Origin of the sequence: Adhaeribacter aerolatus, assembly GCF_007991635.1 — a bacterium.
Taxonomy (GTDB): Bacteria; Bacteroidota; Bacteroidia; order Cytophagales; family Hymenobacteraceae; genus Adhaeribacter; species Adhaeribacter aerolatus.
Window position 1 is genome coordinate 37,901 of record NZ_BJYS01000030.1, and the last position, 11,885, is coordinate 49,785.

The following is an 11,885-nucleotide window of genomic DNA, read 5'->3' on the forward strand; positions in this document are numbered from 1 at the left end:
TAGACTTATAATTTTAATGAAAATATTATTGTAAAGCACTGTACCTTAAATAAGGCACCTTAATAGCTTTTAGATGGCTTAATATTAACAGCAAAAACTATCCGGGCGGGGCCAGGGTAGTTTCTGCTGTTATTTGATCTGTTTAAGTTAATGAACTTAGCATAGAATTAAAAATTAACTTCGTAACGCATTAATTTTTAATAACCTTTATTCTGCGACAGTTTATTGTTGTTGCGGATTTCGGCTGTAGGAATAGGAAATAACAGTTCCCGCTCTTTTAGGGTTGGTCCGTAAGAAAACTTATGGCCAACGTAATTGTCGAAGGATTTCGTGGTTACGTTAAAGGCTTTCCGCAGGCGCACCATATCAAACCAGGTCTTGTTTTCGAAGCTTAGCTCATACCAGCGTTCTTTCCAGACTGCTTCGCGGAACTGGTCTTTGGTCAGGCCCGCCAAAGGCTGTAGCTCGGCCCGGCTGCGGATGGCGTTTATGGCCTGGTAGGCGGCGGCTGTCGGGCCACTCACTTCATTAGCGGCTTCGGCATAGGTCAGCAGTACTTCGGCGTACCGGATAAGCGGCCAGTTCAGTCCGCTGCTGGTGGTGGTCAGGTGGGCCTCGGTATCGAAATGCTTGTAAATGTAGTATCCACCCAGGTCTACGGTTTTGCTGCGGTCGCTGCTTAAGGTATAGGTACGGTAGTAAAACTGCTTTTCTTTGGTTCGTTTATCGCCCGGCTCATACGATTCTACAAATTCTTTATTCGCAAAAATAGCCCCGGTTTCGTCGGAATAAGCCGAGATACCCTGGTTATAAGGAATAATAGAAGTCTGCCAGTTAGAAGCCAGCACATTGGGCACAAACTGCACCATAAAAATATTCTCGTCGCGGTTTTTGGTAGCGTAGCTGTGCAGATCGTCGTAAGAACCAAACAATTTAAATTTACCCGAATCTATCACCTCTTTGGCTTTTTCGGCGGCTTTCTGGTAGTATTCAGTTTTTTGTAAAGGGTAGCCCGCCATGGTCAGGTAGACGCTGGCTAATAAAGATTTAACCGCTCCTAAGGTGGCCCGGCCGCTCACATCAGACATGGGTAAACCAGATGCTTCAGCCTCAATCAGGTCCGCTACAATTAACCCGTATACAGCTTCTTCGGTGGCCGGTTCGGGGTAGAGTTCCGGTGAGGTCAGGTCAACGGGTTTATCAATGAGCGGCACCTTCCCAAAAATGCGTACCAGGTTAAAATAATTAAAAGCCCGCAGGAACTGCGCTTCGCCTAAATATTTCTTTTTCTGGGCTTCATCCATTTGGATATCCGGAATTTTAGCAATCGCCAGGTTGGCGTTCCCAATGGCCCGGTAACTGCTTACCCACCAGGTGTTGCCGTATTCGTTGTCGGCATTATTTACCAGGTTGCGTACGTTAATGCTGCTTTGGGCCTGGCCCAACTCGGTGTTGGCTAAACCGGTAGAGAATTCCAGCATCATCCAGGGGGCGCCGTTAAAGCCCCCGCCGGTGGTGGCTCTTAAGCTTTCATAGATTGAATTTACCACGCTTTCGGCATGCTCCGGCTTGGTAAAATAATTTTCCATCGTGAAATTAGACTTGTCGGGTTCTTCCAGGAATTTTTCGCACCCGCTGGCGCTGAGCAGTAGGGCCCCGCAGAGGAATATTTGGCTGGTGGTTTTAAATATATTTTTCATGTTGATTTAACGCTTTTAAGAATGTTACTAAAGACCAATGTTCAGACCCATCATAAATACCCGGGGCTTCGGATAGTCGTACAAAACCACGCCCTGCTCGAAAGTACCGCCGGAAGTAGAGGCTTCTGGGTCGTAGCCGGTGTATTTGGTGCTCAGGAAGAAGTTCTGGGCCGAGGCATAAATCCGGAGGCGATTTAACTTTAATTTCTGAGTTATTTCGGGCGAGAAGCGGTAAGCCAACAGCAGGTTGCGGCCTCTTAGGAAAGAAGCGTCCATGATCCGGTCGGAGTCTTCGTTGGTGTTATAACCGGCCGATACCGGCCGCAACTGGGCAATATTAGTGTTCTGGTTTTCGGGTGTCCAGGCGTTAAGCACAGTGCCTAAGCTGTTAGCAATACCCTGGCGGTCTTCGGTGGAGTGCTTGGTACGGAACAGAATATCGTTGCCGAACATGTACTGCAAATCCAGCGTCAGGTCGAAGTTTTTGAAGCGGAAGGTATTAATCATGGAGCCAAAACCATCCGGAATACCTTTGCCAATAATTACCCGGTCGAGCTGGTTAATCTGGCCATCTTCGTTTACATCCTGGTATTTAATATCGCCGGGTTTCTTCAAATATTTAGCGGCCATATCGGCTTCGGCAGTGCCCCAGGTGCCCTGGTGGATGTAGCCAAAGAAAGAACCTACGGGCTCACCTTCCCGGATAATAGTCGGACCCTGGAAGATATCGGCGCCACCGGTTAAGGCAATTACTTTGTTTTTATTTGCTGAAATATTGAAGGTAGTATTCCAGCCGAAATTGCCAGCGTTAATGTTTACCGTGTTAATAGCAAATTCAACCCCGCGGTTCTCCATGCTGCCCACGTTGCGGGTTACGGTGGTATAGCCACTGCTGGATGGTACCGGCGCGCTCAGCAGCATATCGGTAGTCAGCTTGCGGTACACATCAAATTCGAGTGAGAGGCGGTTATCGAACAGTCCCAGTTCCAAACCGGCATCCACCTGGTGGGTTTTTTCCCAACGCAAATCGGGGTTAGCTAAACGGCTTATACCAATACCAATAGTACGGGCACCGTTGAAAATAACTGAGTAATTGCCCAAACCGGCGAGCGCCTGATAAGCTGTAATTTCGGAGTTACCCGTTACACCGTAGCTGGCACGCAGTTTTAAGTTAGAAATAGCCGGAATACTTTTAAGGAACTCTTCTTCGGAAACCCGCCAGGCCACAGCCGCAGAAGGGAAGAACGCGTAGCGGTTAGCCGAACCAAATTTAGACGAGCCATCGGCGCGACCAGTGAAAGTAACCAGATACTTATCTTTTAAGCCATAATTAAAGCGGCCGAAATAAGAGTTAAGCCCGTAGGCGCTGGTCCCGGAACTCGGCGCTACCGGGTTGGCACCGGCGCCTAAATTATTAACCCCGAAGTAATCGTCCTGGAAACGCTGCGACTGAGCGGTAGCGGTAAATGCATCTACGTGCTGCCACGATAAACCTAACATACCGGTAAAGGAATGCATTTCGCGGAACCGTTTGTTGTAAGTCAGGTAGTTTTCGAACTGCCAGGAGTTATGCCGGGCATTGCTCACCGAAGCATCGCCGCCCTGGTTCCGGGAGATATAGTTAAGCGTGCGGCCGCCGTAGTAATCAATGCGCTGGTTAATAATATTGGTCCCCAGGGTAGTCCGCAGTTCCAAACCTTCGGCCAGGGTAATATTGGTAAACACGTTGCCCAGCATGGTTTGGGTTTTGAGTTCGTATTTACGGTTTTCAATAATATCTAATGGGTTACCACCACCCTCCATGCCGGGATAGTCTTCGTTGCCAGCCCATTTGCCGTCGGGGTATTTTACCGGAATAATGGGTAATGCTTCTAACACCTGGCGCATCGCAATAATACCGCCAGCACCCAGCGGGTCAATCTGGTTTTCGTTCTGGTCGTTGTAACTAAGTGTACCGCCCACTTTTAGCCAGTTTTTAACCTGGCTGTCGAATACAAAGCGGCCGGAATAACGCTTCAGCCAGGAGCCGCGCATTAAACCGTTTTCGTTCCGGTAGCCCATGTACACGCCGTAGCTGTCTTTATTGTTACCGCCGGTAAAAGATAACTGATGATTTTGGCTAATTGCTTTCTGAGTAGCTTCTTCCTGCCAGTCAGTATCGTACTTGGGGTTGCCGTTAGCGTCGAAAAGCCGGGGATCGGTTCTTTTGAGTTTAGGATCTTTGTACTTGCCGCCGGCCCAGCCTACCGGGTCAAACTTCTGGGCATTCTGGTAAGCAATATCTTCTACCATTAAAAATTCCTTGGAATTCAGAAGGTCCATTTTGCGGGCCAGTATGCCCACACTCCAGTCGGTATCGTAGTTTACGCGGCCACCGTCCTGGCTGCCCCGTTTGGTAGTTACCAATATTACCCCATTAGCGCCGCGGGCACCGTAAATAGCGGTAGCCGACGCGTCTTTCAGCACTTCAATAGAGGCAATATCGTTGGGGTTAATATAATCGATGGGGGTGCTGCCGTTGGCCAGGTTGGTTACGTTCAGGATTACACCGTCTATTACATAAAGTGGGTTATTCGTTACACTTACCGAAGTATTGCCGCGGATACGAATGTTGGCACGACCACCGGGGCGGCCGGAATTAACCGATACGTTGGCGCCGGTTACCCGACCTGCCAAAGCCTGGTTTAAGGAAGCTGCCGGCCGTTCCTGCAATGCTTCGGCCTTTACCGAACTTACCGCACCGGTCATATCGGATTTCCGCTGTGTACCGTAACCTACTACCACTACTTCCTCCAGTGCTTTGGCATCCGGAGACAGGGTAATATTTATGGTGGTCTGGTTATTAATAGCTACTTCTTTGGTTTGGTAACCAATAAAGGAAACTACCAGCGTGCCACCGCTGCCGGGTATATTTAAGTTATAAGTCCCGCTCGCATCGGTGGTGGTGCCATTGGTAGTGCCTTTCAGCAATACCGTAACACCGGGTAAACCACCACCCTGCTCATCAGAGACCTTTCCTTTTATTCCAACGTTTTGGGCCCAGGCGCCCGCCGTGGCGAGCAGAAAAAGCGGCAGTATCAACAGATACCTTGCTTTTTTAAGTAAACTGTTTTTCATGATTGTTTGGTTTAGGTGAAAGTGAATAATGCTGGTTTGGTTTCTGATTAGTGGTTTAGCCAACCTTTTAGCCAACCTCTTGGCTGTTATTTTTAAGTCGATAATCAGATTAGATATTTTCTAATTTAGGCGGATTATACACCTTAACTATCCTGTGCTATCCTGCCTATAAAAGAAAATTATTAAAAATTTTTTAATAAAGGCTGATCCTTAAAGAATATTAAAATTGGTAACGTTTTCTCTTAGATGAGGCTTAAAGAAGTAGTATATATATAATATTTATAATTTTTAATGGATTTTTGTGTTTTATCGTCAGAATAAATGTTTTGGAGATAACTTAAGAAATAAAGGGAAGGCAGAGGCAATATTATCCTCAGAAATTCTAAGGGAAGACGCAACGCTGATGGAGCCCTATAGCATATATTAACGATACGGAATTAGATGAAAGTAGAAGTGGTACTAAGTTTTTAGAACCCGGTAGTTTCGCCGGAATAACCGGGTTTATCTAAGCGAATAAATAATTCATCAGGCAAGTAGATATAACAAGTCGGTATAAATATTCGGATGCAACTAGTGCGCCTGGTAAACCTGACTAAACCCAAAATACTGAGTGGAGCACCCTTGCCAAAGAATATTTTAGTATTTTTAATCCTGTGAAACTGTTGCTGCTCTTTTCTTTATTATCTTTTAATTTCTGGGCACAGACTTTTCCGGTGGATCCACTTTCGGGTAAAATATATTACGCCGAAGAAGTGCTGGTGAAAGACGGGCCCCAATTTGATTTGTATCACCGCGCTAAAGCCTGGTTTGCTGCCGGCAAAAACAAAAAAGCGTTGCAGACAGACGATTTGGCGAATGGTTTGCTAGTTGGTCGAAATTACCGGTTCGTTTCGGTGCCCGATGGGAATAAAGCGCAGACCTACCGGTTATGGTACACGGTAAAACTAGAAATGGAAGATGACCGCTACTGGTACAGTATTACCGATTTTCTGTTAGAGGGGGAGCAATTACCTAACGCGGCCGGCGTTAAAGCCCACAAAAGTAAAGTGCCTTTAGAGGCTTTGGTGTTAACTAAAAACGGAACAGACCCTAAAGAGAAGAAAGAAATACTTAATAAGTTATTGGAAAAGGCCACCCATAAAAGCATCCTGGCTTTGATAAAAGAACTTAAAGCTAGTATGCTTTAGCAGGAGGGTGTATTATGCAGAGGGGGTGTGTAATTGCCAATAGATCTCACAGGTATTGTGCAGGAGAAACCTATTTGGCGGCCTGTTACTACCTGCTGCTTAGGTTCCTCCTCCTTGCCACCAGTGGATAACAATTATTTTAAACTGATTAAGGGGACATAATTACTTTGATATACAAATTTCAATAATTTATATACTTAAAACTTATTACTTATAACTTTCCACTTACTTACTTACTTACTTACTTTGATTTAATATTTCTTTAAAGGTTGTAGCCTTTAAGTACAAAGAGCCGCCTGTTTTCGGTTTTAAATCCGCTCTAATTTAACCGGATACGTTTTACCGGAAGCCCACTGGGGTACGTAAATACTCTCGTCGGAATCTACACATACATCGTGCGGATGCAGAAAACCCATGAAGGAGCGGTCTTTGCGCTGTTCCTGTAATACATTCTTTACGTACTTGGGCTCGGTGCCGCCCGGCGTAGAAATTACCCGGTCTTTCTCGTCGAAAATAGTGATGTAGCCCGAATCTTTGTAATCCTGGGAAGTGCTGCGGTAAACGGCGGCGTACAGGTTTTTGCCTTTGAGCACGGGCCGGCAAATAAAGGAACCCGGAACCGGTATAGTAGCCAAATATTTTCCGTCTAAAGTAAATCGTTTCAGGCTGGTGTGCGAGCGGTCGGTTACCAACAGGGTTGGATTTTTTGCGTCGCGGGTATCTACCAGTACGCCGTGGCAACATTCAAAAGTGCCGTCGGTGGCGCCTTTCCCACCAAAATGCCGGATATATTCGCCTTTGCTGTTGTACTGGGTTACAAAATTACGGCCGTAGCCGTCGGCCACGTAAATATCGCCATTAGCCGGGTTTATGGCCGTTTCGGTAGGCTTAAATTCGCCGGGGTGGTTATAATCTTTTATTTCGCGCGGATAATCAATCTTAAATATTTCTTTCCCTTTCAGGTCGGTTTTAATTACCTGGTTCCGGTCGGTATCGGTAATCAGCAAAAATTGTTCGCCGCCTTCGTTACCTAAAGTTAAGCCATGGCCGCCGGGGTAGCTGTTGCCCCAGGTTTCCAGCAGTTTGCCCGATTTGTCGTAAATTAAAATATTATTGCGGGTTTCGTTCGTCAGCATGATTAACCGGCCTTTGGCATCTTCTACCATTTCGTGGCAGTCGTTTACCGGGTTTTTGCCGGCATCCAAAACACCCCAGCCTTCTACTACCCGGTAGCGGTGCGAATTATGCCCCAGCGTAGCTCCCAATTTTTGACCAAAACTCTTTTTTACCCAAATAGTCGGGAAGAAAGCACTCACGGCTAAAGTGGTACTGGTTTTTTTTAAAAATTCACGTCTATTGTTATTTGTGGTGTTTCCCATTACTTATTACTGGTTGATATTTTATTAATTGGAGCTTAATTTTAATAAATTTTGCAGGAATTAAAATTTGTCATTCAAGAGCTACCTATGTAGCTGCCTGCCAAATAGGTTCCTCCTGAATGACAGTGTTGGGTTACTTAAACTTAGCTTTTTACAGCTAAATAATCAAATTTTGCTAAGCCTCTTTCACTTCATCTTCCTCAGTGTCTTCTTTTACTTCCTTCTTGCCAAATAATTCCATTACCGGCTTGGCTACGCCATCCGGGGTGGTATAAAAAGGCCGCTCCTCAATAATGGCATGGGCATCTTCGGGTATGCCCAAGGCATGATAAATAGATTGGTGGATCTGATCAATCTTTATCGGTTTTTCGATGGTTTTGCAGGGCCGCTCGTCGGCAGTTTTGCCGTACACGTGACCTTTCTGAATACCGCCACCAAACATCAGGATAGAGCACCCGTCGGTAAAGTGGCGGTGCATACCGTAGTTTTTAATATCGTTGATGATGGTGGGCTGGTCTACCTGGTGCTTCACTTCGGCGCCGGGGCGGCCTTCCAGCATCATGTCGCGGCTAAACTCGCTGGCCAGAATAACTAAGGTGCGATCCAGATGGCCGGTACGTTCCAGGTCTTTTATGAGCTGGGCTACCGGGGCATCTATCTCTTTTTTCATGCCCTTCATTCGAGTATGGCCGTTTTCGTGGGTGTCCCAGCCCATAAAAGGCACATACTCGGTGGTTACGCTAATAAAACGGGCGCCTTTTTCGGTAAGCCGGCGGGCCAGCAAACAGCCTAAACCAAACCGGCCCGTGTTATAAATATCGTAGCTTTCTTTCGGCTCGGTACTTAAATCAAAGGCTTTGGCTTCCGGTGAGTTCAGCAGCATGTACGATTGCTCCATCGCCCGCCGAAGCGATTCTTTCTGGTAATCGCTGCCAAATTCGCCGAATGCACTCTCGCTGATTAGTTTATTATATAATTCGTTACGCTTTTCGAAACGCTTGTACGACATGCCCACCGGCGGCTTCACACTATCAAGACCGGTGGTAGGGTCCGGAATCATGAACGGGCCGAACTCGTTGCCGAGGAAGCCGGAAGTATGGAATGCCTTTAGTTCTTCGCCTTCGCCTAAAGTTAAACGCTGGCCAATGTCGATGAAAGCCGGAATAACCGGATTTTTAGGGCCTAATTCTTTGGCTATCCAGGCACCCATGTGGGGCGCTGCCACCGATTGGGGCGGCTCGTAACAGGTGTGCCAGTGGTATTGGTGGCGCGAATGCAGAATATGACCTAAATCGGCCGCTACGTAAGACCGGATTAAGGTGCCTTTATCTATTATTTTACCAATCGACTCCAGGCCTTCCGAAAAATTAACGCCATCGAGCACGGTTGGTACTGCTTTAAACGTACTCAGTACCCGGTTAGAGTCCAGGCCTTTTTCGAAAGGGGTATATTGTTTCGGGTCGAAAGTATCGGTATGGGCCATACCACCGGCCATCCAGAGCAAAATTACGGTATCGGCAGTTGAATTGGCTAAACGCTGTTTAACCGCATCCGATTCCAGTAGTTTTTTATTTTTATCGCTACTACTGCTGCAGGAGGATAATAAACCGGCCATCGGTGCACCAGCCGCCAAGGCGCCCAGCGTTGCGGCACTAGCCGTTTTTAAAAATTCTCTTCGGTTCCATTTGGAATGCATGGCAAGAATAAATTTAATTTCTAATATTCATTAATCTGAAATATTCCCCAATTATCAATTACAAAAGATGCTACTTAGGTTAATATATCAACTGAAACTCGGGTAGCAGCACTACTGCCCACAGAAAATCCTGCACCGCTTCGGAATTAGGGGTTGGGCCGAGTACTTGTTTTGCTACGTTAATTTCTTTGGGTACTGGTGCCCGGCCCAAGGCTTTGCGGTAAACTTCCCGGATGATGGTATCGCTGTCTTTGTAGCGGGCAACCCAGCTATCGGCGCCTCTCTTCAGCACGGCGTTAAAGGCTTTGCCATTGGTAAGTTCCAGGGCTTGCAACAGATTGGCCTGCGAGTCGCGGCCCGTAATTACGGTTTCACGGTTTGGCCGACCAAGGGCGGTTAAAAAGCCATCGTTTTTAACCAAAGAGGCCCTTACAAAAGGCGTGCTGGCCTGCTCGGGCTTAAGCTCGGGAAAATGCTTGTACTGAACCGCCGAATCGGCGTAAACCGGCTGAATGGCGCTACTAACGGCATCGGCAAATTGTTCCGCCGACATGCGCTTGCGCAGCATACCCGCAAAACGGAAATCGGGAGCATTAATTTTTTGCTCGTCCATTATTTTAACCGATGGCAACTGGTAAGTTTTGGAGGTCGCAATCAGGTAAATCAGCTCTTTCAGGTCGTAATTGCGGGCTACAAAATCGGAGGCCAGCCAATCCAGTAAATCCTGGCTCCAGGGTTCGTTGTCCATGGCATCAACCGGCGCCACAATGCCGCGCCCAAACATTTGCGCCCAGATGCGGTTTACGATGGTGCGGTAAAGGCGTCCGTTGGCAGGTTTAGTCAGGTTTTCGGCCAGTTGTCGTAGTTTTTCTTTCACCGGAGCTGCTTCTTCTATGGTGCCCAGTTCTTCCCACAATATTTTGGTTTCGGCCATTTTACCGGTGGGCACATCGCAACGGTTTATTTCCAGGGTGCTATCAGAAAAAATATTCGCAAACGCGTAAGCATCTTTCAGTTTCCAGTCGCTGATAAAGCTATCGTGGCAGGAGGTACACTTTAAGTTAAGGCCCAGTAAAACCTGCGATACATTTTGCGCCGCCTGCATTTCGGTGCGCTGGCTGGCATTTACCACCCCGCGCCATTTAATGCCATTAATAAAACCTTCCGAACCTTTGCCGGGGTTTAGCAGTTCTTTCACAAACTGGTTATAAGGTTTATTTGATTGCAGCGATTTGTACAGCCAGTCTGAAATATTAGTGCGGCCATTGGTAATATAGCCCGTGCCGGAATAGTCGTTGCGGAGGGCATCGTTCCAGAAGGTAAGCCAGTGCAGCGCATAATCATCGTTGCGATTTAGGAGTTGCCGCACCCAAATATTCCGCTTATCAGCACGGGAATCCTGGGCAAAGGCGTCCAGTTCTTCCGGGGTAGGCACTACGCCAATAATATCCAGGTAAATTCTTCTTAAATAAATCCGGTCGCTGACCACATTGGTCCAGGCGACGTTATTCTTTTTAAAATATTCGTTTACCCACAAGTCTACCGGGTTTTGCAGGTTTTGGGTAGCCTTGGGCAGGGATGGGTTTCTGGGCTTCAGTTCGGCTACCCGGAAAATATTCTTTTGTCCTTTATCGGGCCAGGGAGCGCCCTTCTCTACCCAGTAGGTAATTAGCTGGATATCTTCTTTACTCAGCGGTTTGCCTTTGCCCGGCATAGCCTCTTTGTGACTGCGCGGCAGGTTTATCCGCCGGATAATTTCGCTCTCGTGCGGCTTGCCGGGTTCTATTATTTGTCCGTGTTTGCCGCCTTTAAATACCATATCTTTTTGGTCGAGGCGCAGTTCGCCTTTAATTTTATCGGAGCTGTGGCATTTATAACAATTGTGCGCAAAGATGGCCCGCACCTGGGTATTCAGTTCTATTTCCTGCTCGTGGCTCAGCTTATTATTGCCTTTTAACGAAACCAAGCTAAAATTGCTTTTGCTGCCCGGTGCTCCCTCGTAATCATCGCTCCAGGGAATAACACTGGTGAGATACATATCGCCGTGCGTTAAGGAAGCACCGTAATGCCCGGCCGCCGTAACACCTACCGCTGTAAATAAAATTAGCCCGCGGTAATATTTTATTAATTCCCAGCGGTTCTGTTTTTCGATGGTATAGAGGAGATAAGCCGCCATAATACCCAATACCGCGGTTGCTACGCCCGTCCACCGGTGAATGGCTAAGGTATCGCCGCCGTAATCTTCCTGGCCGGCCAGCATCCACCCCAATAGAGCCGAAAGTACCGCTCCCGCCGCGCCTAATATTACCAGCAAATCAATGCCGGGCCGGAGCCGGGAGTTGAAGTCTTTTAGCGTAACTACTTCCAGCAAAGCAGCCAGGCACAATAACGTAACCGGAAAATGCACCGCCAGCGGATGCAGCCGTCCCAGTAGTTTAAAAAGCCAGAAAGTATCATTTGCCGTGCTGGTAGCTGCTTCGGTAACCGGGTCAGCCAAGACATCGGCTAAAAAGAAAGGGTATAATACTGCTACTAAAAGTAGAAGTAGCGCCAGAAACTTATATTTATTAAAAGCTTTCGAATTCATTTAAGTAATGTTATTAGGGCTTTAAAAAATATTGCCGGTTGAGTCGGATTAAAGGGATTTCTAATATGTGCAGCTATCATAAAAAAACTATCCTGTACTGTCCTGTTTGGCGGGTACGTTAACGCAAAAAAGCAGATTAACCTTAAGTATCCGTATTTTTAAGGACTTATGCAAATAATTTGGCTAATAAATATTGATCTATCTCTTTGATATTCAACA

At 46.9% G+C, this 11,885-nt stretch carries 6 protein-coding genes; 1 reads left to right on the forward strand and 5 read right to left on the reverse strand.

The window, feature by feature from the left end; genetic code table 11:
* Nucleotides 1-197: 197 nt before the first annotated feature.
* Together AAE02nite_RS18615 and AAE02nite_RS18620 are read right to left on the reverse strand one after the other, a co-directional pair.
* The gene (locus AAE02nite_RS18615; RefSeq protein WP_146901262.1) at nucleotides 198-1,700 is read right to left on the reverse strand and encodes a RagB/SusD family nutrient uptake outer membrane protein; all 1,503 of its coding nucleotides are present in this window, start codon (nucleotides 1,698-1,700) and stop codon (nucleotides 198-200) included.
* Nucleotides 1,701-1,727: 27 nt separating this feature from the next.
* Complete coding sequence (locus AAE02nite_RS18620) at nucleotides 1,728-4,817, reverse strand: SusC/RagA family TonB-linked outer membrane protein (RefSeq protein ID WP_146901265.1); 3,090 nt, start codon at nucleotides 4,815-4,817, stop codon at nucleotides 1,728-1,730.
* Nucleotides 4,818-5,470: 653 nt separating this feature from the next.
* Between AAE02nite_RS18620 and AAE02nite_RS18625 the strand changes: the two genes are divergently transcribed.
* Nucleotides 5,471-6,004, forward strand: a complete 534-nt coding sequence (locus AAE02nite_RS18625) for a DUF4468 domain-containing protein (RefSeq protein WP_170252643.1) — start codon at nucleotides 5,471-5,473, stop codon at nucleotides 6,002-6,004.
* A 308-nt stretch (nucleotides 6,005-6,312) separates the two neighbouring features.
* On the opposite strand, the gene AAE02nite_RS18630 is transcribed toward AAE02nite_RS18625, so the two are convergent.
* From AAE02nite_RS18630 to AAE02nite_RS18640, 3 genes are all read right to left on the reverse strand, one after another.
* The gene (locus tag AAE02nite_RS18630; protein WP_146901271.1) at nucleotides 6,313-7,383 is read right to left on the reverse strand and encodes an NHL repeat-containing protein; all 1,071 of its coding nucleotides are present in this window, start codon (nucleotides 7,381-7,383) and stop codon (nucleotides 6,313-6,315) included.
* 175 nt (nucleotides 7,384-7,558) lie between these two features.
* Nucleotides 7,559-9,079, reverse strand: coding sequence for a DUF1501 domain-containing protein (locus AAE02nite_RS18635; protein WP_146901274.1), 1,521 nt, complete (start codon nucleotides 9,077-9,079; stop codon nucleotides 7,559-7,561).
* Between the two features lie 79 nt (nucleotides 9,080-9,158).
* Nucleotides 9,159-11,666, reverse strand: coding sequence for a DUF1549 domain-containing protein (locus AAE02nite_RS18640; protein ID WP_174761973.1), 2,508 nt, complete (start codon nucleotides 11,664-11,666; stop codon nucleotides 9,159-9,161).
* Between the last annotated feature and the right edge of the window lie 219 nt (nucleotides 11,667-11,885).